25 protein-coding genes, 3 tRNA genes and 1 pseudogene are annotated in these 26613 nt (G+C 72.2%); 12 read left to right on the top strand and 17 right to left on the bottom strand.

Features of this window, described 5'->3' with window-relative positions; translation table 11 throughout:
- Positions 1-371: 371 nt before the first annotated feature.
- Both ABTW87_RS11445 and ABTW87_RS11440 read right to left on the bottom strand, forming a co-directional pair.
- Positions 372-971, bottom strand: coding sequence for a hypothetical protein (locus tag ABTW87_RS11445; RefSeq protein ID WP_350650711.1), 600 nt, complete (start codon positions 969-971; stop codon positions 372-374).
- A 289-nt stretch (positions 972-1260) separates the two neighbouring features.
- A tRNA-Lys gene (locus ABTW87_RS11440) sits at positions 1261-1336 on the bottom strand.
- Between the two features lie 187 nt (positions 1337-1523).
- Here ABTW87_RS11440 and ABTW87_RS11435 point away from each other — a divergent pair.
- Both ABTW87_RS11435 and ABTW87_RS11430 read left to right on the top strand, forming a co-directional pair.
- Complete coding sequence (locus ABTW87_RS11435) at positions 1524-2771, top strand: L,D-transpeptidase (protein WP_350650710.1); 1248 nt, start codon at positions 1524-1526, stop codon at positions 2769-2771.
- Between the two features lie 130 nt (positions 2772-2901).
- Positions 2902-4167 carry a L,D-transpeptidase gene (locus ABTW87_RS11430; protein ID WP_350650709.1) on the top strand — a complete coding sequence of 422 codons (1266 nt, stop codon included), beginning with the start codon at positions 2902-2904 and terminating at the stop codon, positions 4165-4167.
- A gap of 45 nt (positions 4168-4212) precedes the next feature.
- On the opposite strand, the gene ABTW87_RS11425 is transcribed toward ABTW87_RS11430, so the two are convergent.
- Positions 4213-4285: transfer RNA gene (locus ABTW87_RS11425), tRNA-His, on the bottom strand.
- 91 nt (positions 4286-4376) lie between these two features.
- Positions 4377-4973 carry an oligoribonuclease gene (gene orn, locus ABTW87_RS11420; RefSeq protein ID WP_350650708.1) on the bottom strand — a complete coding sequence of 199 codons (597 nt, stop codon included), beginning with the start codon at positions 4971-4973 and terminating at the stop codon, positions 4377-4379.
- A gap of 68 nt (positions 4974-5041) precedes the next feature.
- Here orn and ABTW87_RS11415 point away from each other — a divergent pair, with 68 nt between their 5' ends.
- Complete coding sequence (locus ABTW87_RS11415; protein ID WP_350650707.1) at positions 5042-6286, top strand: glycosyltransferase family 87 protein; 1245 nt, start codon at positions 5042-5044, stop codon at positions 6284-6286.
- A 748-nt stretch (positions 6287-7034) separates the two neighbouring features.
- On the opposite strand, the pseudogene ABTW87_RS11410 reads toward ABTW87_RS11415, so the two are convergent.
- From ABTW87_RS11410 to ABTW87_RS11395, 4 genes and pseudogenes are all read right to left on the bottom strand, one after another.
- Positions 7035-7559 (bottom strand): annotated as a pseudogene (locus ABTW87_RS11410) (hypothetical protein); the annotation flags it as partial.
- A 146-nt stretch (positions 7560-7705) separates the two neighbouring features.
- Positions 7706-8434 (bottom strand): YcnI family copper-binding membrane protein, encoded by a 729-nt coding sequence (locus ABTW87_RS11405; RefSeq protein WP_350650706.1) that lies wholly within the window; start codon positions 8432-8434, stop codon positions 7706-7708.
- A gap of 16 nt (positions 8435-8450) precedes the next feature.
- On the bottom strand, positions 8451-10115 hold the full coding sequence (locus ABTW87_RS11400) for a copper resistance CopC/CopD family protein (protein ID WP_350650705.1): 1665 nt from the start codon (positions 10113-10115) through the stop codon (positions 8451-8453).
- On the bottom strand, positions 10112-10285 hold the full coding sequence (locus tag ABTW87_RS11395; RefSeq protein WP_350650704.1) for a hypothetical protein: 174 nt from the start codon (positions 10283-10285) through the stop codon (positions 10112-10114). Before ABTW87_RS11395 ends, ABTW87_RS11400 begins: the two co-directional genes overlap by 4 nt.
- 107 nt (positions 10286-10392) lie before the next feature.
- On the opposite strand from ABTW87_RS11395, the gene ABTW87_RS11390 reads away from it, so the two are divergent.
- From ABTW87_RS11390 to ABTW87_RS11375, 4 genes are all read left to right on the top strand, one after another.
- Positions 10393-10977 (top strand): sigma factor, encoded by a 585-nt coding sequence (locus tag ABTW87_RS11390; RefSeq protein ID WP_350650703.1) that lies wholly within the window; start codon positions 10393-10395, stop codon positions 10975-10977.
- Positions 10978-11061: 84 nt separating this feature from the next.
- On the top strand, positions 11062-11586 hold the full coding sequence (locus tag ABTW87_RS11385; RefSeq protein WP_350650702.1) for a MauE/DoxX family redox-associated membrane protein: 525 nt from the start codon (positions 11062-11064) through the stop codon (positions 11584-11586).
- Positions 11579-12292 carry a DsbA family protein gene (locus ABTW87_RS11380; protein WP_350650701.1) on the top strand — a complete coding sequence of 238 codons (714 nt, stop codon included), beginning with the start codon at positions 11579-11581 and terminating at the stop codon, positions 12290-12292. Before ABTW87_RS11385 ends, ABTW87_RS11380 begins: the two co-directional genes overlap by 8 nt.
- Positions 12289-13398, top strand: a complete 1110-nt coding sequence (locus ABTW87_RS11375; protein ID WP_350650700.1) for a hypothetical protein — start codon at positions 12289-12291, stop codon at positions 13396-13398. Before ABTW87_RS11380 ends, ABTW87_RS11375 begins: the two co-directional genes overlap by 4 nt.
- Positions 13399-13445: 47 nt before the next feature.
- Here ABTW87_RS11375 and ABTW87_RS11370 read toward each other — a convergent pair whose 3' ends face one another.
- The 4 genes from ABTW87_RS11370 to ABTW87_RS11355 are packed head-to-tail and all read right to left on the bottom strand — an operon-like array spanning position 13446 to position 16093.
- Entirely contained in the window at positions 13446-14216 is a 771-nt protein-coding gene (locus ABTW87_RS11370) for an energy-coupling factor ABC transporter ATP-binding protein (protein WP_350650699.1), read from the bottom strand.
- Positions 14213-14983 carry a cobalt ECF transporter T component CbiQ gene (gene cbiQ, locus ABTW87_RS11365; RefSeq protein ID WP_350650698.1) on the bottom strand — a complete coding sequence of 257 codons (771 nt, stop codon included), beginning with the start codon at positions 14981-14983 and terminating at the stop codon, positions 14213-14215. Before cbiQ ends, ABTW87_RS11370 begins: the two co-directional genes overlap by 4 nt.
- A gap of 10 nt (positions 14984-14993) precedes the next feature.
- Positions 14994-15380, bottom strand: a complete 387-nt coding sequence (locus ABTW87_RS11360; protein ID WP_350650697.1) for a PDGLE domain-containing protein — start codon at positions 15378-15380, stop codon at positions 14994-14996.
- The gene (locus ABTW87_RS11355) at positions 15377-16093 is read right to left on the bottom strand and encodes an energy-coupling factor ABC transporter permease (RefSeq protein WP_350650696.1); all 717 of its coding nucleotides are present in this window, start codon (positions 16091-16093) and stop codon (positions 15377-15379) included. The genes ABTW87_RS11360 and ABTW87_RS11355 overlap by 4 nt, the downstream gene beginning before the upstream one ends.
- Positions 16094-16280: 187 nt before the next feature.
- Here ABTW87_RS11355 and bcp point away from each other — a divergent pair, with 187 nt between their 5' ends.
- The 4 genes from bcp (at position 16281) to ABTW87_RS11335 (ending at position 18414) form a co-directional block, all read left to right on the top strand.
- A complete protein-coding gene (gene bcp / locus ABTW87_RS11350; protein ID WP_350650695.1) occupies positions 16281-16757 on the top strand; it encodes a thioredoxin-dependent thiol peroxidase in 477 nt (158 codons plus the stop codon).
- A 30-nt stretch (positions 16758-16787) separates the two neighbouring features.
- Entirely contained in the window at positions 16788-17696 is a 909-nt protein-coding gene (locus ABTW87_RS11345; RefSeq protein ID WP_350650694.1) for a hypothetical protein, read from the top strand.
- A tRNA-Leu gene (locus tag ABTW87_RS11340) sits at positions 17665-17753 on the top strand. Before ABTW87_RS11345 ends, ABTW87_RS11340 begins: the two co-directional genes overlap by 32 nt.
- Positions 17754-17889: 136 nt before the next feature.
- Positions 17890-18414, top strand: coding sequence for a GNAT family N-acetyltransferase (locus ABTW87_RS11335; RefSeq protein ID WP_350650693.1), 525 nt, complete (start codon positions 17890-17892; stop codon positions 18412-18414).
- A 24-nt stretch (positions 18415-18438) separates the two neighbouring features.
- On the opposite strand, the gene ABTW87_RS11330 is transcribed toward ABTW87_RS11335, so the two are convergent.
- Positions 18439-19377, bottom strand: a complete 939-nt coding sequence (locus ABTW87_RS11330; RefSeq protein WP_350650692.1) for an expansin EXLX1 family cellulose-binding protein — start codon at positions 19375-19377, stop codon at positions 18439-18441.
- 66 nt (positions 19378-19443) lie between these two features.
- A complete protein-coding gene (locus ABTW87_RS11325; protein WP_350650691.1) occupies positions 19444-20262 on the bottom strand; it encodes an MOSC domain-containing protein in 819 nt (272 codons plus the stop codon).
- A 146-nt stretch (positions 20263-20408) separates the two neighbouring features.
- Between ABTW87_RS11325 and ABTW87_RS11320 the strand changes: the two genes are divergently transcribed.
- Positions 20409-21467 carry an LCP family protein gene (locus tag ABTW87_RS11320; RefSeq protein WP_350650690.1) on the top strand — a complete coding sequence of 353 codons (1059 nt, stop codon included), beginning with the start codon at positions 20409-20411 and terminating at the stop codon, positions 21465-21467.
- A gap of 64 nt (positions 21468-21531) precedes the next feature.
- Here ABTW87_RS11320 and ABTW87_RS11315 read toward each other — a convergent pair whose 3' ends face one another.
- The 3 genes from ABTW87_RS11315 to ABTW87_RS11305 all read right to left on the bottom strand — a co-directional run bounded on the left by ABTW87_RS11315 (position 21532) and on the right by ABTW87_RS11305 (position 26470).
- Positions 21532-22995, bottom strand: coding sequence for a sugar transferase (locus ABTW87_RS11315; RefSeq protein ID WP_350650740.1), 1464 nt, complete (start codon positions 22993-22995; stop codon positions 21532-21534).
- Between the two features lie 248 nt (positions 22996-23243).
- Positions 23244-24140: a glycosyltransferase family 2 protein gene (locus tag ABTW87_RS11310; protein ID WP_350650689.1), complete on the bottom strand. Its 897-nt coding sequence runs from the start codon at positions 24138-24140 to the stop codon at positions 23244-23246.
- A gap of 521 nt (positions 24141-24661) precedes the next feature.
- Positions 24662-26470, bottom strand: coding sequence for a trypsin-like peptidase domain-containing protein (locus ABTW87_RS11305; protein ID WP_350650688.1), 1809 nt, complete (start codon positions 26468-26470; stop codon positions 24662-24664).
- Between the last annotated feature and the right edge of the window lie 143 nt (positions 26471-26613).

Genomic DNA, 26613 nt, shown 5'->3' with positions numbered 1-26613 from the left:
GAACATCAACGGCTCATAGCCATTTCGATCGCTCATCACGCAACGTGATGGGAGGTCCTTCGCCGCGAACGGCCACCAGGATCATCTGCAGCGGCGTCGGATGCCGTATGGACCGCCGAACGAAGCGCTGGCGCACCCCGCGGAACTCCCTCACCCTTCTAATCGCGGTTTGGGGGCAAACCTGGAGATCACTGTTCAGCGAATCCACCGAAGAGCCGAGCATTATAACGTCTATAAGACACATAGTGGGCAACCTGTTGTTGATCTCTAAGCCACACCGGCGTCAGAGCCGGCAGCCCCAGAAGCGGCGCCAAACGCCCGCGATCAAGTCACGCCTAGGCATGCCTGAACCCGCCCGCCGTCACCCTCCGTCACAGATGATGATCCTCGTCAACGGAGAACGCTGACTCGACGATGGTCGCGGTCCCGGCCACAGGCCGCTGTTCATGCATCGTGATGACGTCGCCGGGCACGAGACGTCGCCACCGCTGCGGGTTCAACGGAGCCAGGCGGATCAGGGCTCTTCCGCCGGGCTGAAGATCTGGCAGCGACTCAACCCAGATCCGCGCGACGTACAGGTCCGGGTCGCCCGCCGCCGTCACAGCGCCCATGTCCCACAGCGGACGGAGACGCCCGTCGCCCGGAATGGGAGTCCGCCTGCCGCCGGCGACGCCCGGATCGACGAGCTGAAGGTCCGCGCGAACCACCCCGTGAACGACTTCAGCCCGACGCCAGTGGCACCACCGCTCGGTCCGGGACAGCCACATCATCCTGGCAGCCTCGGCGAGGAGATCCCAGAAGGCGGTCTCGGTGCGGTATGCGTCGCCGAGTTCGACGAGGATGTTCAGCGCGATTTCCCACTCATCGTGGTCGAGGTACTCGTTCGCATCGGCCACTGTCGTGCCGGCCTCACCCGTCACGACCACGGGCACGTGACAGGCAGCTCGACGAAGAAGCTCGGGGACATCCACGGCATGGATCTTCCCGCATCATCCACAGGACGCCGCGCCCGAGAAGGGACCAGAGCCAAGATAGGGCACGGGGAACTCACGAGACGGAGCGACGTCTCGACCGGCGACCACCGGCCGCGCGGCGACGCCCTGTGGCGTTGTGCGGCTTGATCCAAGGTCACGGCACCGCGTCCATGGCTTGCCGGAGCAGTCCAACCGCTCCCGAGCACCCACCGAGCACCCGGCCATCGACAGGAGCACGAAAAAGGCCCCGACCCAGCGTAAAACGCCAGGTCAGGGCCTTGATTGCTGGTGCGCCGCCAGGGACTCGAACCCCGAACCCGCGGATTAAGAGTCCGCTGCTCTGCCAGTTGAGCTAGCGGCGCTCGCTGGCAACGGGGGAAACCTTAGCACGCCCGATCAGCCGGGTTCCAATCCGATCCCCCGCTCCACCCTTCGGTTGAGCTTGTCGGACGTAAGCACCCAAACGACCGCCGCGAGCGCCCAAGGGGACCTGCCGACGAGCGGTGATGCGGCACGATGTCCGCCAGGTACGCGAGGACAGAGGTGGGGATGGGCAGGTTCACGCGGGCCGGGGCGATCGTGGGCGCCCTCGGGCTGGTGGCGTCGCTGGCGCTTGCCGGGTGCGGCGACGACGAGGAGCAGCCGAAGTTCGTCGGCGGGGCGACGCCGACCGTGAGCACCGCGCCGGGCCAGCTGGCGACGCCGAACGGGCCGCCGCTTTCCGTGGTCCCGGCCGACGGTGCGACCAACCGGCCGGTGAGCGCCGAGATCGGCGCCACCCTCGCGGGCGGCGGGAAGGTGTCCGCGGTCACCCTCACCAGCGCCGACGGGAAGCAGGTGGAGGGCCGGCTGCGCGCCGACGGCTCCTCCTGGGTGCCGTCGGCCCCCCTGAAGTACGCCACCAGCTACACCGCCACCGTCACCGCGACCGCCGCGGACGGCAGCACCAGCGAGGGGCGCAGCACGTTCAGGACGATGGCGAAGCCGAAGTCGATGATCGCCTCCGGCCTCTACCTCTTCGACGACAAGGAGTACGGCGTCGCGATGCCGGTGGTCGTCGAGTTCAACCCCGGGATCCCGGAGAAGGACCGGGCTACGGTGCAGAGGCGCATGTTCGTGGAGACCGATCCGCCGCAGCCGGGTGCCTGGCACTGGGTGGATGGAGGCCGGCAGGCCTTCTACCGCGCCCCGGAGTACTGGAAGCCCGGTACGACGCTCAGCGTCCGCATCGGGCTGGCCGGCATCCCGCTGAGCAACGGCCGGTACGGCAACGTCGACCGGGCCGCGACCGCGAAGATCGGCCGTTCCTTCGAGATGAAGGTCGACAACGCCACCAAGCGGATGACCGTGTACGAGGGCGGCCAGGTGGTCCGCACCCTGCCGGTGAGCCTCGGCAAGAAGAAGACGCCCTCGTCCAGCGGCACCATGGTGATCATGGAGAAGAAGGAGTCCACGGTCTTCGACACCCGGGACGACCCGGATCCGGAGAACCGCTACGTCACCGAGATCGACTTCGCGCAGCGACTCACCTGGGGCGGCGAGTACATCCACGCTGCGCCGTGGTCGGAGCATGTGCAGGGGCGGCGGAACGTCTCGCACGGCTGCGTGAACGTCTCGACCGCGCACGCCCGCTGGCTGTTCGGCAAGACGCGGATCGGCGACCCGATCACCATCACCGGCACCGAGCGGCGGGTGGCCGCCGGCAACGGCTGGACGGCGTGGAGCGTGAGCTGGTCGGACTTCATCAAGGGCAGTGCCCTGCCGGTGCCGTCCGGCGGGTCCGGTTCACCGTTCTGACAAGCACGGGGCCGGTGGCGTCCGGGCAGCTCGCGCCGCTGTGTTCCGGTTCACCGGACGCAACGGGGCACCTCGTCGCGTGCGTCGGTGAGAGAGGATGGGCAATCGGCACCACGACTGTGAGGTAACCATGCGAGCTGTCCAGGACCAGCCGACCCGGCGCGTGCGACGCCGCGCGCTCGCGGCCGGGCTACTCGCCGCGGCGCTGACGCTCACCGCAGCCTGCACCTCCGGTGGGGACGGCGGATCGGGTTGGCGGGACGGCGACAGCCAGGCCACGCCCGCGCCGAAGGCCGCCGTCAGCATCGTCGAGCCGGCCGCCGACGCGAAGGACGTGCCCGCCTCGACGGGCATCACCTTCACCACGAAGGAAGCCCAGGAGACCACCGTCGAGCTGAAGGACTCCTCCGGTGAGGCCGTCGAGGGCACGCTCGCCGCCGACGGCGCGAGCTGGCTGCCGGCCGGCGCCCTGGAGTACGGGGAGACGTACACGGCGACCGTCACGGCCACCGGGGACGACGGCCGTCCGGCGACCGCGACCAGCACCTTCACCACGATGGCCAAGCCGGACAACCAGGTCCGGATCAGCAGCTTCCTCGGCGACGGGCAGGTGGTCGGCGTCGGTATGCCGCTCATCATCAAGCTCGGACGCGCCATCCCGGAGGACTACCGGGACGACCTGCAGCGCCGCATGACGGTCACGGCCACCCCGGCGCAGGAGGGCATCTGGCACTGGGTCAGCCCGACCGAGGTGCGGTACCGCCCGAAGGAGTTCTGGAAGGCGAACAGCACGGTCTCGTACCGGGTCCAGGCCGGTGGCCTGCCGCTCGGCGACGGTTGGTACGGCCGCAGCGACCTCACCGTCGACATCAAGATCGGCCCGTCGCTGATCATGACGGTGGACAACAGGACGAAGCGGATGACCGTCGCCAAGGACGGCCGGGTCGTCAAGACCATCCCGGTCAGCCTGGGCAAGAAGTCCACCCCGTCGTCTAGCGGCACGATGGTCGTGATCGAGAAGCTGCGCAAGACGGTCTTCGACACGTACGAGGAGCTTGGCCCGGAGGAGGGCTACCGCACCAAGATCGACTATGCGCAGCGGCTCACCTGGGGTGGCGAGTTCATCCACGCCGCCCCGTGGTCGGAGGGGCAGCAGGGCTCGGTCAACGTCTCCCACGGCTGCGTGAACGTCTCGATGGCCAACGGCGCCTGGCTGTTCGCGAACACCCGCATCGGAGACCCGATCACGGTGAAGGGCACCGAGCGGAAACTCCAGAACGGCAACGGATGGACCGACTGGAACATGAGCTGGGAGCAGTACGTCAAGGGCAGCGCCCTGCCGTACGAGCCGACGGCGGCCGAGACCCCCGACCCCGACACCAGCCCCACCGCCTGAAAACGCCGAAGGCCCCCTCCACGCGGAGGGGGCCTTCGTCAACCGGGTGACTGATGGGAATTGAACCCACGACAACCGGGACCACAACCCGGTGCTCTGCCAACTGAGCTACAGCCACCATGTCGCCGCGCCGGGTCGCCCCGGGCGGTGCGGACCAATAATAGCCCCACGCCGGCCGACCGCGTCCAGCGGGTTCGACCGTGCGGTCCCTACAGCTGCGCGGCGATGGCCTTGGCGCCGTCCACGTCCGGCCCCGGCAGCGGTACGAAGATGGTGCGCCGGTAGTACTCCAGCTCGCGGATGCTCTCCTTGATGTCGGCCAGCGCCCGGTGCGCGAGGCCCTTCTGCGGCTGCCCGAAGTACACCCGGGGGTACCAGCGCCGGCAGAGCTCCTTGATCGACGAGACGTCGATCATCCGGTAGTGCAGGTGGTTGTCCAGCCGCGGCATGTCCCGGGTGATGAAGCCCCGGTCGGTGGCGATCGAGTTGCCGCAGAGCGGGGCGGTACGCGGATCCTTCACGTGGCTGGTGACGTAGTCGAGGACCATGTCCTCCGCCTCGGCGAGCGTCACCGCCGACCGCCGGACCTCGTCGGTCAGCCCGGACTTGGCGTGCATGGTCGCCACGATCTCCGGCATCGCGTCCAGGGCCGCGTCGTCGGCGTGGATGACGACATCGACGCCCTCGCCGAGGACATTGAGATCCGGGTCGGTGACGAGCGCGGCGACCTCGATCAGCTTGTCCCTGCCGAGGTCGAGGCCGGTCATCTCACAGTCGATCCAGACGAGAAGATCTGCCACCGGCACAGCCTACGCGCAGCCCGACGGCCCGCGCGCCGCGCACCGCACCGGGGGGAGACCGTTAGGGTTTCCCCGTGCCGCCCGAACCCGTCGCAACCGCTGCCGTCACCGAGGACGACAACGGTGGCCGCACGGTGCGGCGGATCATCGGCGTGCTCGCGCTCGCGGCGGTGCTGCCCGCCCTCTACCTGCCGGGGCTGGTCCACGACTTCTTCGATCTGAAGATCTACATGCGGGCGATGGACTGGTGGGCGGCCGGCAACCCGCTCTACGACTACGTCCAGCCGGACCGGGTGCAGGGTGCCCTGTACTTCACCTACCCCCCGTTCAGCGCGCTGCTGCTGCGGCCGTTCGCGCTGCTGCCACTCGGTGCCACGGTGGCGATCTTCACGTCGCTGACCCTGCTGGCGGTGGTGGTCACCACCCGCTGGCTGGTCGACCCGGTGATCGCCCGGCACCACCTGCCGCGGGTGTTCACGCTCACGGTGGCGGTGCTGCTGGTGCTCGCGGTGGAGAGCACCCGGGAGACCATCACCTTCGGGCAGATCAACATGCTGCTGGTGGTGCTGATCCTGGCCGACCTGCTGTTCGCCGTACCGCGCAACGGGCGCTGGGCCGGCATCGGGGTCGGGCTGGCGACGGCGCTCAAGCTCTTCCCGGGCATCTTCATCGTCTACCTGCTGGTCTGCCGCCGGTGGCGGGCGGCGGCGGTGGCGAGCGCGACGGCGGCGGGCGCGACCCTGCTCGCGGCCGCCTTCGCGCCCGGCGACTCCTGGCGCTTCTGGACCCACGAGCTGTGGGCGACCGACCGCGTCGGCCGCCCCGACTACACCGGCAACCAGTCGCTCTTCGGGTTGCTGAGCCGCCTGACCGCACCCCAGGAGCCCGAGCGGGTGGTGTGGCTGGCGCTGGTCGCCGTGGTCGCCGGGTACGGGCTGTGGCGGGCGGCACGTGCCGCCCGCGCCGGCGAGGCGCTGACCGGTCTCACCCTCACCGGGCTGGTCGGCGCGCTGGTCAGCCCGATCACCTGGACCCACCACATCTACTGGTTCATACCGGCCGTCGTGCTCCTGGTCGACGCCGCTATCACCGCCGGCCCCGGCGGGGACCGCCGCCGGATGGTGACGCTCGCCGTCGGCACGACCGCGATCATCGTGTACGGGGTGGTGTCGTTCCAGGACTGGGGTACCGCCCAGGTGCCCACCGACTCGGTCGGCGAGTTCCTGATCCGCAACGCGTACGTGCTGCTCAGCCTGCTGCTGCTGGTGGCCCTGCCGATACGTGCCGGCCGCGCCCAACCGGACACTCTTCCCGAGTAGCCCACTACGCCGCTAATCTGGTCTCAACTACCACAAGCCATACTTCGGTAGCACCGGTCCCCCGGTGCGGACGGCCCTCCGTGTCGGCAGCACGGAGGGCCGTCCACGTCGCGCGCCCGCCGCGCCGTTTCGAGCACATGCCGGGCGGATCTTGGACACTTTCTGTCCGCCGCGAACGGAAACTGTCCAAGATCCGCGGTCAGCGGTCCGGATCGACCGGCGCGGCCGGGCGCAAGCGGTGCGCCGGTGGCTTCCGCCGCGTCATGCGCGCCAGCGACGACTCCAGCCCCTGGCCGGACTCGGCCGCTCCGGCCGACACGACGGCTTCGACCGGCGGGACGGACCCGACCGGCCCACCAGACCCGACCGGCACGCCAGACCCGATCGGCCCGCCAGACCCGGCTCGTCCGACCGGCCGGGCGGTTCCCGCCGACCCGACGGGCGTTGGTAGCGACAGAGGCGCCGGCGCAGCGGTCCCCGCCGGCGCGGCGGGCGGCCAGACGAGCGACAGATCCACCTCGGAGGGCCGCAGCGGCGCGACGCAGCGGGTACCGTCCCGGCCCCGGCGGCCACCCCCATCGCCGCCACCCGACCGGCCCTCGGCGGCACGGCCGCGCTGGCCATCATCGGCGCCGGCCCACCGGCCACCGCCATCGCCGCCACCCGACCGGCCTTCCGCCTCGCCGACCGGCTGATCGCGGCCGGCGTCGGCCCGCCGTGACCGGTGGGGTCGGGCCACGTCCTCGCCTGGCGGGGGGTCGAGCAGGTCGGCCAGGGTCGCCGGGCGCCCCAGGGGACCCGGCGCGGTTCGGCGGGCCGGTACCGGCCCGATCCCGGAAGGCTGCCCGGCCACCGGAGCGCCGACCGACACCAACTGGCGGGCGGGCGGCACGGCCCGGTCCCCGTCCCGCGCGGCGGGCGCGCCGGAACCGTCGATCGCGGCGGGCGCGCCGGAACCGTTAAGCGCGGCGGGCGCGCCGAGACCGCTGAGCGAGGTGACGCCCAGCCGGCCCGCCAGCACGGGCACCTGGTCGGGCTCGACCACGAAGACCACCTCGCGGGGGCGTACCGGCCGCAGCAGCAGGGCCAGCGCCGACGTCACGAGCAGCACCCCACCGGTCAGCAGGCCGACGGTGGCCGGATCGGCCCAGTTCGCCGGCAGCCCGGCCCGCAGGTCCAGGGTCAGATCCGCACCCAGCGCGACACCGGCGAGCAACGCCGGAATCCCCGTGATCAGCAGCAGCGCCCCGGCGAGCACCCGCACCATCCGCATTGGCTTCGTCCCCCTCCGTAGCCGGACACCCGGCCGACCTTACCGAGACGAACCGGCCGATCAGGGGATATCCACGGCACCCACGCCGGAAAGACACCGGCCCGCCGGAACCGCGTCCGGCGGGCCGGTCAGCAGCGGCGTGGTGGTCAGGCCTCCGGCGTACGGCGGGTCCGCGCGAAGGCCAGCCCGCCGAGCGCCAGGCCACCGAGGCCGGCGGCCAGACCGGCCACGCCGAGACCGACGGCCAGGCCGTTGCCCTCGGCCTCGTCGTCGTCGTCGGCCTCGACCCTGGCGTCGGAGTTCGCCGCCGGGGCGGCCGACGGCGAGGCGGCGGTCAGCTTGAGGACCGGCGCCGGGCTGTCCGGCTCCGCGCCGCCGGCGGTCGGCTCCTCGATCCAGCGCACGACGTTGCCGTCCGAGTACGTCTGGAGTGACTTGAAGACCATCTGGTCCACCTCGGGCAGCGGCCCCATGGACACCGGGAACTCCTGGAAGGTGCTCGGCTTGATCGCCGCGTCCGGGCCCGCGGTCCAGGTGAGCTTCGACACGACCTCGGTGAGCTGACTGCCGTGCACCTCGACGGGCTGGTCGAGCTTGCGCTTCTCCACCGCCACCGTCCAGCCCGGAACCGGCATGGTGGAGACCGAGCCGACCGGGGCGTTCTCCGGCAGGAAGACCTCCACCTTGGTGGTGGACGCCGTGTCGCTCTCGTTCGGCACCCGGAACGCGAACCGGCCGTAACCGCCCTGGGTCGCCTCCTTCGGGTTCACCGTGACGTGCGCCGACGCGGGGGTGGCGAAACCGAGGACGGCGGCGGTGACGGCGCCGAGGGCGAGGGTGGCGGCGGCGGTTGCGGTACGCCGGAGACGGATCATGGAGTGAGTACCTTCCCTAACGGACGGGCACGGTGGCGGTCACCGTGGCCTGGTCGATGTCGGACGTGCGGACGGTGACGCGGAGCTGCCACTCCCCCGACGCCGGCAGGTTGATCTCGCCGGTGGCGTGGTTGTCGGTCAGCGGCAGCAGCGGCACCTCGATCGGTTCGATGCCGGCGGACGGCAGCGCGGCGGTGGCCCGCCACTCCACCACCGGCTGGGGCCGGTTCTCGGGCGTGTAAGCGTAGAAGTGGACCGTGTTGTTCCCCCGTTTCGCCGGGTCCACCTCCACCTGCACGGAGCCCAGCGAGCTGGTCAGCGTGGTCGAGAAGTAGCCGGCGCCGGTTCCGGCGGTGTCGGTCGCGGCCGTCCGGGCGGGGGTGGTCTGCACCAGGGACGCCGTCAGACCCAGGATCACCGCGGTGATCGCCAGTTCGGCCAGGACCGCGCGCCGCATCGGCGTGGGCCGGCCGGCCGCGGTGCGCCGGCGCACCAGCGCCCTGGAGTACGCGGCCACGGCGATCACCAGCGCGAACAGCCCGATCTTGCCGAGCAGCAGCCGCCCGTACGTGGTGTCGACGAGGGCGGCCGGGGTGGCCACCTCGATCAGTGCCTGCACGATGCCGGCCAGCAGCAGCGCGGACACCGCAAGCGCCGCCCAGCGGGACCAGATCGGCAGGATGGCTGTCAGCTCGCGTTCGTCGGCCCGGCGGAGCAGGAAACCGACGAGCATCACCAGCCCGCCGAGCCAGACCGCCATGCTGCCCAGGTGCACCGCGTCGACGACCACGGAGACCGCGGGGGCCGGCGAGGCGGCCGGATGCCCGGACAGCGGCCAGGTCAGCAGCGCCGCGCCACCGAGGATGCCCAGGATCAGCTGGTCGGTACGGCCGACCGGCCCGGCCAGCAGCGGGCGGAGCAGGAACACCGCCGCCGCGAGCAGGCCGAGCCGGACCAGGTGGGCGGCCCCGAAGGCGCTGCCCAGCACCGTGCTGAAGCCCGTGCCGGTGACGTCGGTCACGCCGCCGCCGTTGGTGTAGGGGACCTGGAGCCAGAGCGTCGCAAGCGTGGACAGCGCCACCAGCCCCAGACCGGCCCACGCCACCCGGGCGGGACCGCGGCGGGACAGCCGGCGCGGCCAGAGCGCCGCGAGCACCAGTACCGGGCCGACGAGGAGCAGCAGGCCGGCGTAGCCGACGAACTTGGCGACCTTGATCCCGTTGGCGACCACGGGGTCGGCGCGGCTGTCGTCGCCGGTGTCGACCGGCGGGGTCGACGGGGCGCCGACGGAGTAGGTGAACGCTCCCGAGACCGGGTGGCTGTCGGCCGAGATCACCCGGTAGCTGACCAGGTAGGTGCCCCGGTCACCGCCCGGGTCGACCGGGATCGCGACGACGCTGCCCTCGAAGGAGGGCTCGCCCCGGTCGGCCCGCGAGCCGTCCGGCGCGATGACCCGGATCTTGCCCGGCACCTTGCGGACCGACTCACTGAAGGTGAGCACGACCTCGGAGGGCGCGTCCGGCACCACGGCCGAGGAGGCCGGACTGCTGCTCACCAGCACCGCGTGGGCACTGGCGGGGCCGGCGGGGGCGACCAGCAGGGCGACGAGGACGACCAGGAGACCGGCGGCGGTGGTGAGCCGGGCGAGCCAACGACGGAGGGCGGCAGTCATGCCGGTCATGCTCGCCCAGAACGCCCGGCCGTGCCCAGCCCGGGCCGCACCGGCACGAAGGCCGCGGCGGTCAGGTCCGGCACGGTCGGCCGCACCCGGGCCGACCGGGTCACCTGCGCGGCGCGGGCCGGCCAGGACCGGTACGCCGACCGCACCTCGCGTACGTCGTCGCAGTTCACGAGCGGGTAGTCGGCCGGTGGCCGAGAAAAGTTCCCGACGTGGCGCAGGCCATGGAAGGGCCGAAGGACCCTCCCGCGGGAGTTTACGCGGCGTAACCTGGTCTGTCGTGATCCCCGCCCCGCGCGACACCGCACCCGCCGGCCCGGCCGGCGGCGTCGACGGGCCTGCCCGCGCCACCGAGCAGGCGCTCGCCGCCCGCTCCGGGGATCCGGTCGCCCAGGCCGCGTTCGTCCGGCTCACCCAGGCCGAGGTACGGCGTTTCGTGGCGGCGCTCGTCGACCCGGAGACCGCGGACGACCTGACCCAGGAGACGTACCTGCGGGCGTTCCGGGCCCTGCCCGCCTTCGAGGGCCGCTCCTCGGCGCGGACGTGGCTGCTCGGCATCGCCCGCCGGACCTGCGCCGATCACCTGCGCACGGTGGTGCGGCGCCGCCGCCTCGACGCCCGGCTCGCCGCGGACGCGTGGACCGGCCGGCCGCACCCCGACCCGGCCGGCCAGCTCGGCGCCGCCGACCTGCTGCGCCGGCTGCCCGCCGAGCGGCGCGGCGCGTTCGTGCTCACCCAACTGCTCGGCCTGTCGTACGCGGAGGCCGCCGCCGTGGAGGGGGTGCCGGTCGGCACCATCCGGTCCCGGGTGGCCCGGGCCCGCGCCGACCTGGTCGAGGCGGTCGACGGCGCCCTGGCCGGGTAGGACCGTGACGAGGCCGCAGCTCCGCCGTGCCGCGCCCGCGACCCGGGGGCGGAACGGGAACCTCAGCGCGCCGGGGAGCGACAAATGAGCGTGACCCTGCCGAGCACCCGAACCCCCCGCTGGCCTGCCGTACGCCCCTGGATCGGCATCGCCGCCCGCCTCGGTCTGGCCGCCGTGTGGCTCCTCGCGGGCGCTTCCAAGGTCGGTGACCTGGCGGCGTCCGGTCGAGCGGTGAACGCGTACCAGATCTTCCCGTACGACGTGGCGACCGTGATCGGCGCCGCGCTGCCGTTCGTCGAGCTGGCGCTCGGCGTACTCCTGCTGCTCGGGCTGGCGACGCGACTGACCGCCGGCGTCTCCGCGGCGCTGCTCGTGGTCTTCATCGCCGGCATCGTCTCGGCCTGGTCGCGCGGCCTGGCCATCGACTGCGGCTGCTTCGGCAGCGGCGGCCAGCTCGCCGAGGGGCAGGCCCCGAGCTACCTCCCGGAGATCCTCCGGGACCTGGGATTCCTGGCGCTGGCCGGGTTCCTGCTGATCTGGCCCCGCACCCCGTTCTCGGTGGACGGCTGGTTGACGGGCGATCCCGCCGTGGAGGACGAGGATGAGTAGTCGGAAGGGACGCAAGGACGCCGCCCGGGTCGTCCGCGAGCAACTGGCCCGGGAGCGGCGCCGCAAGCGGACGCTGTGGGTGTCGGTGGCGGCTGTCCTCGTGCTGGTGATCGCCGGTGGGATCGGCTGGAGCCTCTACTCCAGCCAGCGCTCGGACGAGTTCACCGCGCCACCGGGCGCCAACGACGCCGGCACCGGCATCGTCTACGGCTCCGGGCCGGTCACGATCGACCTCTACGAGGACTACCTCTGCCCGGCCTGCGCCCAGTTCCAGCAGGCCAGCGGCGACACGATCGACCAGCTCGCCGACGAGGGCAAGGCGCGGGTGGTCTTCCACCCGGTCGCCTACCTGAACCGCTTCTCCACCACCGAGTACCCGACCCGCGCGTCGGCCGCCTCGGGCTGCGCGGCGGCGGGCGGGAAGTTCCGCGAGTTCACCGAGGTGCTGTTCGAGCGGCAGCCGCCCGAGGGGGGCGCCCAGCTCAGCAACGACCAGTTGATCGACATCGGAGTGGAGCTCGGCCTGAACCGCGACAGCTTCGGCTCCTGCGTCCGCGACGGCACCTACCTGCCGTGGACCGAGCACGTCACCGAGGAGGCCAGCCGGGCGAACATCACCGGCACGCCGACCATCCTGGTGAACGGGCAGCCCGTCGCCGACCGCTCCCCGGAGGGCATCCGGGCGGCGGTGGAGGCCGCGAGTTGATCCGTACCCTGGTCGTCCGGGCCGGCACGGCGCTCGCCGGCGCGATCGTCGCGACGCTCGCGCTGGCCGCGCCGGCCGCCGCGCACGGCGCCGACGCCCCCGCCGGCACCGACTACCGCACCGAGGTCACCGCCGTCACGCCGGCCCGGCCCGGGCTGACGGTACGCGCGGTCGAGGCCGGCGCACGGCTGGAGCTGACCAACACCGGGGACCGGCCGGTCGAGGTGATCGGTTACTCGGGCGAGCCGTACCTGCGGGTCGGCCCGGACGGGGTGTACGAGAACCGGCGCTCCCCGGCGACGTACCTGAACCGCACCCTCGCCGGGGACACCCGGATCCCCGCCGAGGCGGACCCGGCCGCCCCACCGGACTGGCGGCGGGTCGACGGCTCGACGACGGTCCGCTGGCACGACCAACGGGCGCTGTGGCGCGAGTCCGCGCCGCCGCCGCAGGTGCGGGCCGCGCCGGACCGGGAGCACCGGGTCCGGGACTGGACGGTGCCGCTGCGGGTCGACGCTCAGGTGGTGGAGGTCCGCGGCACGCTCGACTGGGTGCCTCCGCCGGACGCGTACACCTGGTGGGTGGCCACCACCCTCGGCCTGCTGGCGGTCGGGGCGCTGGGGCTGCTCCGCGCCGCGTCGGCACCGGGCGCGCGGGCACTGGCCGCGGTCGGCGTGCTGCTGGTGGCGGGTGGCGGCGCGGCCGTCGCGTACGCCGTGGGGCGCGAGTTGGACGCCGGGGCGGACGGGGTCGGCGGGCTGCTGACCGGGCTGCTCGGCGGCCAGGTGTGGCCGCTGCTGACCGGTCTCGGCGCGATCGCCGCCGGGGTGTACGCGCTGGCCCGCCGGCCGGCGGCCGACTTCGCGGTCGCGCTCGCCGGTGCGTGCCTCGCCCTGTTCGCCGGCGTCGCCAACGCGGCGGTCTTCGCCCGCTCGGTCGCCCCGCTCCCCTGGCCCGCGACGACGGGGCGGATCCTGGTCGCCGCGGCCCTGGCCACCGGAGCCGGCGCCCTGGCCGCCGGCACCCTCCGCCTCCACGCCACGTCCCGGAGCGCCCGGAGCGCCGCCGTCGATCATGGAGTTGTGGTGGGGAACGAACGCGGCTGAATCGGCTCCTACCGGGCACCATGACTCCATGATCGACCCTGAGCAGGTCAGCGGGGGGTGGGGCGGGGGGTGAAGCCGTAGGGGAGCTCCAGGCGGTGGCGGGTCAGCAGGGCCTCGTCGGAGAGGAGGTCCGCGGTGCGGGCGTCGGCGACGATGCGACCGGCGTCCAGGATGACCGAGCGGTCGCACAGCTCCAGCGCGTACGGCAGGTCGTGGGTGACCATCAGCAGCGTCACCGGCAGGCCGCGCAGGATCTCGGCCAGTTCCCGGCGGGCGGCCGGGTCGAGGTTCGAGGAGGGCTCGTCGAGCACCAGGATCTCCGGGCGCATGGCGAGCACGGTCGCCACCGCCACCCGGCGGCGCTGCCCGAACGACAGGTGGTGCGGCGCGCGGTCCCGGTGTTCGCCCATGCCGACGGCGGCGAGCGCCTCGTCCACCCGGGCCGCCAGCTCGGCGCCGCGCAGGCCCAGGTTCGCCGGGCCGAACGCCACGTCCTCGGCGACGGTGGGCAGGAAGAGCTGGTCGTCCGGGTCCTGGAAGACGATGCCGACCCGGCGGCGCACCTCGGCCAGGGTGGCCCGGTCCGGGCTGACCGTCAGCCCGCCGACGGTCACGCTCCCCTCGGTGGGGGTGAGGATCCCGTTGAGGTGCAGCACAAGCGTGGTCTTGCCGGCGCCGTTCGGGCCCAGCAGCGCCACCCGGTCGCCGCGCGGCACCGTCAGGTCCACGCCGTGCAGCGCCACGTGCCCGTCCGGGTACGCGTACCGCACACCACGGACCTCGAGGCTGGGAGTCGTCGGCCGCACGCCTCCGATCATGTCAGGGCGAGCGCGGTGGCGGCGACGCCGGCCGCCACGACCGGCACGGCCGCCCCGGCCAGCCACTGCCCGGCCGTCGCCGTGCCCGCGCCCTGCCACACCACCGGCATCCGCCCGGTGTAGCCGCGCGACAGCATCGCCAGGTACACCCGCTCCCCCCGCTCGTACGCGCGGAGGAACAGGGCGCCGACCCCGGCGGCGAAGCCCCGCAGCTGCCACACGAAGCGCGGGTCGTCGCCCCGGGAAACGCGCGCCACCCGCATCCGCCGGGCCTCGCCGACCAGCACCTCCAGGTAGCGCAGCATGAAGGTGGCGATCTGGGTCAGCACCTGCGGGCAGCGCAGCCGGTCCAGCCCGACGATCAGGTCACGGGTCGTGGTGGTCGCGGCGAGCAGCAGCGACGCCAGGACGCCGAGGGTGCCCTTGGCGAGGATGTTCCAAGCGCCGTACAGCCCGTCCTCGGACAGCCGCAGGCCCAGCACCGCCACCCGCTCGCCCGTACCCAGGAACGGCAGGGCGAACGCGAACAGCACGAACGGCAGCTCGATCAGCGACCGGCGCAGCAGCCAACCGGGGCCGACCCGGGCCGCCGCGGCGACGACCGCGACCAGCACCGCGTACACCCCGAAGGCCCAGAGCGCCTCGCGGGGGGTGGCGACCACGGCGAGCGTGAACGCCACCATCGCGGCGATCTTCACCTCGGGCGGGAGCCGGTGCACCGGCGAGTCGGACTCCCGGTAGAGCACGTGGGTGTGCCCGGCGCCCATCGCCGTACCCTCAGGACGCCCGGCCGGCCGGGGCGCGCTCCGGCGCCTCGGCCTCGGCGGCCGGCGTGCCTCGGCGGCGGACCAGCCAGAACGCGCCGCCGGCCACGGCGAAGGTCAGCAGTACGCCCAGGACGCCGGAGAGCCCGGTGGAGAGGAAGTCGTTGTCGACCCCGGCGATGCCGTAGTCGGCCAGCGGGCCGCCGATCTCGTGCTCCTTCTCCTGCTGCGCCGGGCAGTTACCGCCGGTGATGTTGTCCTCGGCGTCGAACGTGCAGCCCTCCCGCAGCGACGAGTCCAACCCGTCCGGGTGCGACGAGGCGAAGTTGCTCACCACACCGGCCAGCAGCAGGGCGACCAGCAGCCCGCCGACGAGGAAACCCCAGGACCGCTTCTTCACCGGACACCTCCGACAGCCGGGACGGGCGCCGGCGCGGCCGGCTTGAGGGCGCGTAGCGCGTACACGAGATCGGGCCGGACCTTCGCGACCGTCACCACGGTGGTCGCGGTGATCAGGCCCTCGCCGATGCCGATCAGCAGGTGGGAGACGGCCATCGTCCCGGCCAGGCCGGCCAGGTTGCCGCCGAGGTCGGTGGTGCCGCCGAGCTGGTACTGCAGGACGAAGCCCATCGCGGCCACCACGACGCTTACCAGCGCGGAGACGAAGGCCGTCACCGCGAGGCCGGCCGGCGTGCGCGGCAGGACGCGCAGCAGGGCGGCGATCAGCAGGTACGCGACGGCGGTGCCGAGGACCGCCATGTTGGTGATGTTCAGGCCGAGCATCGCCACCCCGCCGTCACCGAAGACCAGCGCCTGCACGACCAGCACCACCGCCACGCAGAGGGCACCGACCCACGGGCCGACAAGCAGCGCGGCGAGCGCGCCGCCCAGCAGGTGGCCGCTGACCCCGGCGGTGAAGATCGGGAAGTTCAGCATCTGCACGGCGAAGATGAACGCCGCGACCAGACCGGCCATCGGCGCCAGGCGGTCGTCCAGGTCCTGCCGGCCGCGGAGCACGGCGAACGCCATCGCGGCCAGCGCGATCGCGGCGAAGACCGCGGCCACGGGACCGTTGATGATCCCGTTCGAGATGTGCATCGCCAGGGTTTCCACGTGACCTCCCACGGGTCGGCGGGCCCGTCCACGCCGGCTCGGTCAGCCTATTGGAAGTGGATCGCTGTTGCCAATATCTGGCAACAAGGGGCGGTGTTGGTCACGGCACACCCCGCCGCACGATCCCCTGCGGCACCACCGTGCGGGCGCCGATCGGGGCGGCTGGGACGGCGGTAGGGTCGGGGTCATGACCGCGCCTGCCCGACTCTCGCCCGGCGACCCCGCCCCCGAGTTCACCCTCCCCACCGACTCCGGCGACACGCTCTCCCTTGCCGATCTGCGCGGCCGCAAGGTCGTGCTGTACGCGTACCCCGCCGCGATGACCCCCGGCTGCACCAAGCAGGCCTGCGACTTCCGCGACTCGCTCGCCTCGCTCCAGGCCGCAGGCTACGAGGTGATTGGCATCTCACCGGACAAGCCGGAGAAGCTGGCGAAGTTCCGCGAGCGCGACGCCATCACGTTCCCGCTGGTCTCCGACACCGACCGGTCGGTGCTCACCGCGTACGGGGCGTACGGCGAGAAGCAGTCGTACGGCCGGACGGTCACCGGCGTGATCCGTTCGACCTTCGTCATCGACGCCGACGGAAAGATCGAACGCGCGCTCTACAACGTCAAGGCGACCGGTCACGTCGCCAAGCTCCGCCGCGACCTCGGCCTGGACTGACCTGTCATACCGGGCCACTACGGTGCGTGCATGGTCCGGTACCGGTACACCCCTGAGGTGCTTGCCGAGGCTGCCGCCGCCGCGCACAGCGTCACCGAGGTGATGCGGCTGCTCGGCGTACGCGTAAGCGGCGGCTCGCACGCCCACATCAGCCGACGGCTCAAACACTTCGGCATCGACACGACACACTTCACCGGCCAGGCCCACAGCCGGGGCCGGCCCGGCCGGTCGCGCCCATCGCACGAGGTGCTCGTCCGGCTTCCGCCGAACGCGCGACGCATTCCGGGAGCGCGCCTCAGGCGGGCGCTCGCCTTCATCGGCCTTTCCGAGGAATGCGAGGTCTGCGAGGTCGGACCCGTTTGGCAAGGGCGGCCACTGACGCTGCACGTGGACCACGTGAACGGGGACTTCCTCGACAACCGTCCGCCCAACCTGCGGTTTCTCTGCCCCAACTGCCACAGCCAGACGGACACCTACGCCGGCCGCAACCAGCCGGCAACGGCGGAAGCGACGCCTGTCGCTGTTCCGCTCCGGACGAACCAACTCAACGAGGCCGACCTCAACAGGATCGTTTCCCGATTCGGCGCAGGCGAGTTGACCGGGGCGGAGGCAGCCCGGCTGATCGGCTGCCACCGCAACAGCCTCTATCGGCTGGTGCGACGCCAAGGAACAACCGGAACCGCCGCGCCGCAACGCGGACGTCGCCCGTCCCAGCCCTCGCCGGAGGCCCGCATCGTCATCCAGAGCGCTCTGGCACACCCGGACCTGGGTGCACGACGGTTGGCCAATCTGGTTCGCGCAGCAACGGACGGCGCCTACGACCTCGGCTACGGAAGGGTGGCAGCCATACTGCGATCGGCAGGGCTGAACACCGTTGCGGCGCGACGCTCTAGACTCACACAGACCCGCGGGAGTGGCGAAACTCGGCAGACGCGATAGGTTTAGGTCCTATTGTCCCGAAAGGACGTGGGGGTTCGAATCCCCTCTCCCGCACCAAGAACTGCCCTCGATCCGGCCGTGCTCGGCCTTGCGCGCCTCAACACGTAGGTGACGCCCCGCTGACCCGTCGAACCTTGTCGGTCTCGTCACGATCGCGAGCCCCGAACTGCCCCCACCGACCAGGATGGCCGGCGTGAGCCTGCGTTTCGTCCTCGACCCCGACCTGACGCCGGAGCTGCGCGAGGCGATCGTCGCGCTCTGGGTCGACGTCACCAACGCCGGTGGCGCGGTCGGCTTCGTCGCACCGGTGACCGCCGCCGACGTCCGTACCATCGCCGACCCGACTCTCGCGGGGATCGCCGACGGTCCGGACCGGCTGCTGCTCGGCTTCGCGGGCGAGCGGCTGGTCGCGATGGCGATCTTCACCGAAAACCGGTTCCACCTGAAGACCCACTACCGGGTGCTGACCCGGGTGATGGTCCATCCGGACACGCAGGGCCACGGCTACGGCCTGGACCTGATGCGCGAGGCGGAGCGGATCGGCCGCCGGATGGGGCTGGCGGCGCTGCAGGTCACCGTCCGGGACGGGCTGGGCCTGGACGGGTTCTACCGAGGGCTGGGCTACCGCGAGGTCGGGCGGCTGCCCGGCGCGCTCCGGGTCGGCCCCGGGGACGACCGGGACGAGATCTTCATGTGGCTCGACCTGACCGGCGGCTAGGTCGGGCCACGCGTGGATGCCCGGTCAGTCCCCGCAGCCCGGGGTGGACGCGGCCGCGGGAGCGAGCGCCGCGCTCCCGGTCGTGGTGGCTACCGCGGACGGGGTCGGCGCGGCGCTGACCACAGTCGGCCGTGGCGTCGAGGGGCGTGAAGCGGCCGGCGAGCGCGTCGCCGAGCTGCGACCGTACATCCGGACGTCGGCGCGCTGGACCTTTCCCGGCGCCAGCCGGATCCCGGCGGCGGTGACCCGGTGACCGCGGGTGTCGGTGACCCGGATCGTGTACGGGCCGGGGCCGGCCCCGTCCGGAACGACCCAGTAGTTGTAGTCCTGCCGGTCCGCCGCCCGCCACCGGCCGCCCTGCCGCACCTCGACGGCGCGCAGCGGGTTTCCGTGGTCGGCGACCAGCACGGCGAACCACCACCGCGACGAGCCCTCCTTGATCCGGAAGGTGAGCGGGCCGGGCAGCGGCGGGTCCGCCACCGCGCGGTAGGTGACCGGCACGACGCCTTGGACGGGGTCGGCGATCCGGGCGAACGCCTCCCGGGACAGGTCGATGTGTCCGGGCGGGCACTCGGGGCACTGGTCCATGACGAGCACCCGGACCGTGCCCTTCGGCCCGGTGACGTCGAGGTGGCCGCCGCAGGCGGCACCGGCGGCGTACTCGCTCGGACCGAGCGCGACGTAGCGGCGGTCGGCCGGCGCGGCCGGGTAGGAGCAGTTCCCGCCGGCGCCCTTCGAGTCGTAGAACGTCGCCTTGCCCTTGTTCGGCACTCCCGCCGCGGGCGGCGCGAGACCGTCGCGGAGCGGGGCGGCGCAGGCGGGAACGGCACCGGCCCGCAGGGTGAGCGTCAGGCCGAGGGCACCGGCGAGCAGGGCGGCGCCCACCGCGGCGAGCCAGCGGCCACGCCGCGACCGGCGGAGGGGCCTGCCGGTGGCGGGCGGGTGGGTGCTGGCGTCGGTCACGGCGGTCGATGCTGCCGCACCGCCGAGCCGGCGGGCAAGGGTGCTAAGGGAATGTTGAACCGGGCGTCACGCGGTGACGACCACCTCGTCGCCGACCGCCACCCGGCCGGTGTCGACCGGTACGAGGTGCAGTCCGAACAGGAGCTTCTGCCGCACGTTGCGGTGCCGGCCGAGGGTGCGCAGCGGCTCCTTCCCGCGTACCCCGGTCTCCTGGTCGGTGGTGGTGACGACGCAGCGGTCGCACGGGCCGGCGGCGCGGAAGCGGACGCCGCCGATGCGCAGCGGCCGCCCGACCCACGCGTCCTCGGCCCAGGCGGGCGCGCCGTCGACGACGAGGTTGGGGCGGAATCGCGCCATCGGCACCGGTGGCTCGCCGGCCTCGGCGAGCCAGCCGTTGAGCGCGCCGAGGGAGGCGGTGCTGGCGAGCAGCACCGGGTACGCGTCGGCGAAGCTGACCTGGTCGCCCGTGTCGTGCTCGCGGTCGCCGGCGGGGATGTGGCGGGTCGGCCGGGCCAGCCACACCAGGCGGACCGGCCGGTCGAGCAGGGCGCTGACCCACGCGTCGGCGGCCGGTCCGGCGGGGAGCGCCGGGACCGGCAGTTTGCGGCTGCGGAAGGTGCGCACCGGGACCGGCTGGCCGCCAGCGGGCTCAGCGACGTCGAGGTCGGGGTGGCCGGCGGCGTGCAGGCGGAGCCCGCCGTCGCGGGTCTCCGCCCGCAGCGCGACGAGGCCGGCCACCTCACGCTGGGTTACACCGGTGCCGGCGGCGTCGACGATCATCCAGCGCCGGTCGCCGGCCAGGCCCCAGGGCCGCACCTGGGCGTCGTCGTGGTCGCGCCGGTGACAGCCCTTGACCGGGTACGTGTGGATCGCGCTCAGTCGCACCGGCCTACGATGCCACGCCGACACCGTCCCCCGTGTACCGGTGATCGGCGGGCGGCCGCTGGTGGGAAGGTTTTCATTCATCAGGCGACCGATCCGGGCCCGGACGGGGGTACGTGGGCGCGAGGCGCAGTCAGTAGCATCACGCCATGCCATATCGCGAGTCGTACGCGGAGCCCGAGACCCAGGTTCTCGACTCCGACCGGAATCAGGGACCCATCGGCAAGCCTCGCAAGCGGCGCCCGCGTTGGCAGAAGGTCCTCCTCATCAGCTTCCTGGTGCTGGCGCTGGTCGGAGGCGGCGGTCTCGTCGCGGGTGGCCTGTACCTGCGGTCGGTGGAGTCCGGCATCGAGCGGGTGGACGCGTTCGCCGACGTGCCGGAGGAGGGGCGGCCACAGGCGGTCACCAAGGGCGCGTTGAACATGCTGATCCTGGGCAGCGACTCGCGGGACCCGGAGAACACCGGCGGCTCCCGCACCGACACCATCATCCTGGCGCACATCCCCAAGGACCGGTCGAGCGCCCAGCTCGTCTCCATCCCCCGCGACACCTGGGTGACGGTCCCGCGGTCGAAGGACGGTCGGCACGGCGGCCGGGACGCCAAGATCAATGCCGCGTACGCGTGGGGCGGCGTGCCGCTGATGGTCCAGACCGTCGAGGCGTTCACCAAGGTCAGGGTCGACCACGTGATGATCGTCGACTTCGCCGGCTTCAAAGAGATCATCGACGCGCTCGGCGGTGTCGACATCAACGTGGACAAGAACTTCACCTCGATCCACCCGCCCTTCCGCAACTTCCAGAAGGGCACGCAGCACATGGACGGCGAGGCGGCGCTTGACTACTCGCGGCAACGCAAGCAGTTCGCCGACGGTGACTTCGCCCGCATCCGGCACCAGCAGCAGGTCATCAAGGCGATCCTCGACAAGGCGGTCTCCGGTGGCATCGTCACGAACCCGGGTCGGCTGAACTCCTTCGTCAAGGCGACGTCCAGCGCGGTGTCGGTGGACGAGAGCATGTCCCTGGTGGGCATGGCGACCGACCTGCGGGGCCTGCGGGGCAGCAACCTGACGTTCCTGACCAGCCCGACGAAGGGCACCGGCCGGGTGGGCAGCGAGAGCGTCGTGTTCGCCAATCCGCAGAAGGCCGAGTCGTTCTACGACGCCGTCCGCCGCGACGCGGTCGGGGAGATCCTCGCCGCCGGCAAGTGACGGACGTTCGACGGGACCGGCGGCGGGTGAGGCCCCGCCGCCGGAACACCGATCGGCAGGCGCCTCAGTAGGCGCCGCGGCGGGCGAGCACGACGCTTGCCGTCCGCCAGAGGATCGCCAGGTCGTAGACGAGCGACCAGTTGTCGACGTAGTGCAGGTCCAGGCGGACGGCGTCCTCCCAGGTCAGATCGGACCGGCCGGAGATCTGCCAGAGCCCGGTGATGCCGGGCCGGACGAGCAACCGCCGCCGCACGTCGCCCCGGTAGTCGTCGTCCTCCGTGGGAAGTGGCCGCGGGCCGACCAGCGACATCTGGCCCAGCAGCACGTTGACCAGCTGCGGAAGCTCGTCGAGGGACAGCGCGCGCAGGTGCCGGCCGATCGGGGTGACCCGGGGGTCCTCCTTGATCTTGAACAGCAGGCCGTCGCTCTCGTTCAACTCCCGCAACGCCTCCAGCCGCTGCTCGGCGTCGGTGTACATGGTGCGGAACTTCCAGACCTTGAAGGCCCGCCCCTGGTGACCGATCCGGGTCTGCCGGAACAGCACCGGCCCGCGGTCGGTCAGCTTGATGGCCACCGCGATGCCGAGCAGCAGGGGGCTCAGCAGCACCAGGCCGACAAGTGCCGACAGCGAGTCCATGAGGCTCTTGGCGAGCAGCGAGAGGCCGGAGATCTTCGGCTCCTCGACGTTCAGCAGGGGCAGGCCCTCGATCGGCCGGACGTGGATGCGCGGGCCGGTGACGTCGGTGACCTGCGGAACGACGACGAGGTCCAGGCCGCTGCCCTCCAGTTGCCAGGCCAGTCGGCGCAGCTCGTAGGACTCGAGGCTGGCCGGGCCGCAGACGGCGATCGTGTCGGCGCCGAGCTGCTGCACCAGGGGCACCAGGTCCCATCCGACGTAGACGGGCACCGGAGCGGTGACCCGCTCCCCCGGCCTCGGATGGTGCGGCAGGTGGATCGCGATCGGGTGCAGGCCGGCGCCCGGGTTGCGGGTCATCACCTCGTGCAGCGCCAGCGCGTCCGAGAGCCGCCCGACAAGCATCACCTTCTGCGACGCCCGATGGGTGCGGCGCCGGATGCGGCGCAGCACGACCCGCGCGGCCGCCCGGGTGACAAGCGTGTAGAGCAGGAGCGCGAGGATGATCGCGGCGACGGTCGTGCGGGAGACGTCCTTCTTGAAGCCGAGCGCGAGGAACGACACGCTGGCGGCCATCGCGACGTTGGCGCGGGCCACCCGCTTGAGCTCCTCCGTGCCGCGGCCGAGCGCGCGCCGGTCGTACGCGCCGGCGGCCAGGAGCATCGTCATCCACAACAGCGGCACGACGACGTTCACCACCAGCGCGAAGGCGCTCACCGCGCCGCCCAGGACCCGCTGGTCCCAGAAGCCGGCGTCGGCCTTGTCGGAGAGCGTGGCCACGGTGTGGCTGGCGGCCAGGGCGGTGACGAAGTCGACAAGCAGCAGGCAGGCCAGGTACCGACGACGCCACCGGGCGCGCGGTGCCACGGGCCGGGCGAACACCGACCGGGCCATGCCGTTGGACGGGGGCGTGATGACGCCCAGGTCCGGGTCGTACCGCGACTGCTGCGGCACGACGGTGGAGAGTAACTGCGTGTGTGCGGACACGACCTTCCCTTTCACACAGTGCCCCCGGCGGAGATCGCGACGAGCACGATAAGCGTTAACACGTGCGCTGCCTAGTAGCGGAGCGGTCGAGAGTGGAGGCCGGTCGCGAAACCACCGCGTCCGTCACCAACGGTCAGACTGCGGCGAGCACAGCGTTACCGCCCGGCCGCCGTCACGAGCCACTTGCCGATCTCGCTGACCGCGCGTACCACGACGAGTCCGAACGCCAGCCCGGGCACCCGCGACGGGCGGTACTTCCGGATCATCTTCCGCCACGCGACCAGGCCGGCGAGCCGCCGGCGGCTGATGTTGCTGTCGTGCCGGTGGAAGCGGACGACCGGGTACGACAGCCGCTGCAGGTGCACGCCTCTACTCAAGGCCCGCAGGACCAGTTCGACGTCCACCTTTATGGGCATCCGCTCGTCGTACCCGCCGAGCTTCAACAGCAGTTCCCGGTCGATCGACATACCCGAGTGCTTGAAGGGCAGGCGAGGCCGGACGAGCACCGACCAGAGCATCCGCCGAGGGCTGGGATATTCCGGAAGGCGGATGATCCGCCGGATGCTGCCGGCAAGTTCCTCGTAGTCGGTGTAGACCCAGACGGCACCCGTCCGGCCGACGAACTCGTCGATCCGCGCGAGCCCGTCCGTGGTCAGCTCGTCGTCCGAGTCGAGGACGGTGACGATCCTGCCACGCGCGGCCCGCAGCGCCACGTTGCGTGCCGCGCTGATGCCGGAAGGTGCCTGACTCATCAACCGGACCCGCGAGTCGGCGAGCAGCCCCGCCTCGACCAGAGCGCCTCGGACGGGCGTGGCCGAGCCGTCGTCCACGACGACGACCTCGAAGTTCTGGAAGGTGCCGGACAGCGCGCTCCGGATCGACTTCACCAGCAGCTCCGGCCTGTCCCGGACGGCGATGCACACGGAGATGGCCGGGACGACCGGCGCCATGGCCGGCACGGTGGGAGCGTCGATGCTGGAGCCTTCCCCCTCGACCACCCCGACGGGGTCGATCGCTGGGGACGGCCGGGTCCAGAATGGGTGGTTGTTCATCAGCGACGAGCGCCGTTCGGCACGCGGCGGGATCCATTCAGACGACGTCCGGACAACCGAACGGATGAAAGCGAGATGCCAGTTCTTGTCGCGACGTGACGACGAATGGAGGAACCCGACCTCGGCGTCGGCGTTCCAGAGTGATCCGACAAGTCGGTCATTCGACTACCCCCGTTTAAGGTCACGCACTGCACATCCAGCTGCCGACGGAGCGCGCGGATCAGCGTCACAGAATTGACACAAATCGACACCGTTACGCAACAGCCAGGAGTATAGGACACGAAAGATGTGCGCACCACCATCCACAGTGCGCGCCGCTTCGGCCCGTCCGATACGCACCGAAGGATCGATTCCTGATCAGCGGAGAACCGTGCGGTGAAGGCGGCTCCAATCCCACTCGCCGCAATTGCGTACGGCGGACGCTCCGGGTCGGGACAGTTCCTGCAATAAATGTCCAGGCGGGCGATTCCACGCGATGGCCGGCCCACTCCGGTCGCCGCTAGGGGCGCCCGTTCCCCGACTCATCGGCCGTACCGACGCCGCCGCAGCAACACGACCACCAGGAGAGGCAGCGCGACGATCAGAGCCCCGACGAGCCCGGCCAGGAGGAGGCCCGGGCCGGAGGATCCGGTCGACGTGTCGTCCCCCTTCAACCGCTGACGCTCCACGGCGTTCTGACGGTAGGCCTGAGCGAGCACGTTGGCCGGCGCCGCCGTGACGACCTGATCGAAGTGCGAGACGGCGGCCGCCTCGTCGCCGGAGAAGTAGGCGTCCAGCCCAGCGCGGTAACGCCGGTCGGAGTCGCTGATCTGACTCTTCACCCCGGACTCGCCCAGCGTGCCGAGCGCCGCAGCGACGGGCACCACCAGCCGACTGGCCTTGTCGGCCCGCGACGGGTCCACGTCGAGCATGCCGACGACGCGTCCGGTCGGGTCCAGCGCCACCCCGCCGTAGGCGGCGCGACCTGCGTCGCCGTTGATCCGGTAGACCGGCGACGAGCCCCGACGCTCGGTGTCGGTGACGACGACCAGTCGGGCCCGTGGCCAGTAGACGTCGGCGTCGGCGCTGTCGTAACCGACGATGAGCAGGGAACCCCCGACCTCGATGGTGGCCGAGTCAGTCAGTTCCACCGCCGGCAGGCCCTCCCGGGACAGCTTGACCAGAGCCGTGTTGCCCGCGTCCGGTGCGCTGGCGCCGACGACCTCGCCCGGGATCGCCTGCGGCTGGACGGCACCCCCCTTGGCATAGTTCGACTGCCCGTTGACCTTGCTGGCCGGCTCGGCGGCGGGATCGGTGCCGGTGAAACGGGTCTTGGCCAGGTTCGCCTGGACGAAGCCGCCGATCTGGTTCGCGGCCAGCTTGTTCTCCCGGACCAGGGCGTGCGCGTGCGCGTCGAGCGCGGCCTGGCGAGCGGTCGCCTCGTCCGGCTTGGCGCAGGAGGCGCTGGTGACGACGTGACCGTTCGGCGTCACTGCGAAGCCGCTGCACCGGCGGTTGAAGCTGACGGGCGCGTCGCGCAGCGGCGCGTTCGTGGTCCGATCCCGGAGGTATCCGGTGACGACCACCTCGAGGAACACCAGCGACGGCGAGGCAACGGCCAGTGCCCGCTCCTGGGCGCTGTACGGGGGGACGGAGGCCCAAGGCTTGATGGCCGCGTTCACCGGTTCGACGGTCGGGAAGGCGGTGGGGACGGCGGCCGCCGACGGGTCGGGCTGGTCGTCCGAGGACCCGGCCAGGTAGACCAGGCCGCCGCCGGCGGCGACGAGCACGAGGACCGCCGTGGCGACGCCGACCCACAGACCGGTTCGCCGCTTGGGCACCGCAGACGGTTGGATGCGACGGACCGGGGCGGTGAACGGTTCGTACGGAGGGGGGTCCGACGGCGGTCCGGACGACGGGCTCACGGTGGGCCGCACCGGACCCGCCGCGGGCGAGACCGGCTGCGGCGCCGACAGCTGGGCCGGGATCGTCCCGGCCTGCATCGCCCAGGGCAGCTGAGGCGGACCGGACACGGGTTGCGGTGCGCCGGACACCGGCCGCGGCGGGGCCGAGGTGGGCGACACGGCCGTCGGGACCGGCGTGTACTCCACACCGAGCGCGCGGAAGAGCTTCTCCGCGCCGGGTCCCGCCTCAGCCGGGTAGGCGACCCAGGGGCTCTCGGCCGAGAAGTCGGCGTACGTGTAGGCAAGTCCGTCCGGGGCCTGCGCCAGCGAATCCGCGACCCCGGTGAAGGCCTCACGCCAGCCGGGAGACGCGGCCACGGCGGCGTCCAGCACCGCGACGGTCACGAAGCGGCCTTGGTCGTCGATGGCGGCCCACGCCTTTCCCACCGGAGATCCGCCCAGCGAATGGGTGAACCTGTAGGGGCCTTCCGGCTGCATGAGCACTCCTCCGTTGAACCGCCGTGCGGGATAGTACCGGCCGTCGGCGAGCGCATCGGCCACCGGCCGTACGGCGGCCGGCATCCGGACGG

The organism is Micromonospora sp. NPDC126480, from assembly GCF_040302465.1.
In the GTDB taxonomy this organism is placed as follows: domain Bacteria; phylum Actinomycetota; class Actinomycetes; order Mycobacteriales; family Micromonosporaceae; genus Micromonospora.
This window is presented reverse-complemented; position numbering and strand designations above follow the sequence as displayed.

What these genes read in the sequence shown, in the direction of transcription:
- ABTW87_RS11405 (WP_350650706.1), bottom strand. Translation starts at nt 8,434, where the DNA reads ATGATCCGTCTCCGGCGTACCGCAACCGCCGCCGCCACCCTCGCCCTC.
- cbiQ (WP_350650698.1), bottom strand. Translation starts at nt 14,983, where the DNA reads ATGGGCGCCGGGCACACCCACGTGCTCTACCGGGAGTCCGACTCGCCG.
- ABTW87_RS11310 (WP_350650689.1), bottom strand. Translation starts at nt 24,140, where the DNA reads ATGAACAACCACCCATTCTGGACCCGGCCGTCCCCAGCGATCGACCCC.
- ABTW87_RS11320 (WP_350650690.1), top strand. Translation starts at nt 20,409, where the DNA reads ATGCCATATCGCGAGTCGTACGCGGAGCCCGAGACCCAGGTTCTCGAC.
- ABTW87_RS11430 (WP_350650709.1), top strand. Translation starts at nt 2,902, where the DNA reads ATGCGAGCTGTCCAGGACCAGCCGACCCGGCGCGTGCGACGCCGCGCG.
- ABTW87_RS11370 (WP_350650699.1), bottom strand. Translation starts at nt 14,216, where the DNA reads ATGATCGGAGGCGTGCGGCCGACGACTCCCAGCCTCGAGGTCCGTGGT.
- ABTW87_RS11315 (WP_350650740.1), bottom strand. Translation starts at nt 22,995, where the DNA reads ATGGCCCGGTCGGTGTTCGCCCGGCCCGTGGCACCGCGCGCCCGGTGG.
- ABTW87_RS11345 (WP_350650694.1), top strand. Translation starts at nt 16,788, where the DNA reads ATGGTCCGGTACCGGTACACCCCTGAGGTGCTTGCCGAGGCTGCCGCC.
- ABTW87_RS11380 (WP_350650701.1), top strand. Translation starts at nt 11,579, where the DNA reads ATGAGTAGTCGGAAGGGACGCAAGGACGCCGCCCGGGTCGTCCGCGAG.
- bcp (WP_350650695.1), top strand. Translation starts at nt 16,281, where the DNA reads ATGACCGCGCCTGCCCGACTCTCGCCCGGCGACCCCGCCCCCGAGTTC.
- ABTW87_RS11400 (WP_350650705.1), bottom strand. Translation starts at nt 10,115, where the DNA reads ATGACCGGCATGACTGCCGCCCTCCGTCGTTGGCTCGCCCGGCTCACC.
- ABTW87_RS11385 (WP_350650702.1), top strand. Translation starts at nt 11,062, where the DNA reads ATGAGCGTGACCCTGCCGAGCACCCGAACCCCCCGCTGGCCTGCCGTA.
- ABTW87_RS11435 (WP_350650710.1), top strand. Translation starts at nt 1,524, where the DNA reads ATGGGCAGGTTCACGCGGGCCGGGGCGATCGTGGGCGCCCTCGGGCTG.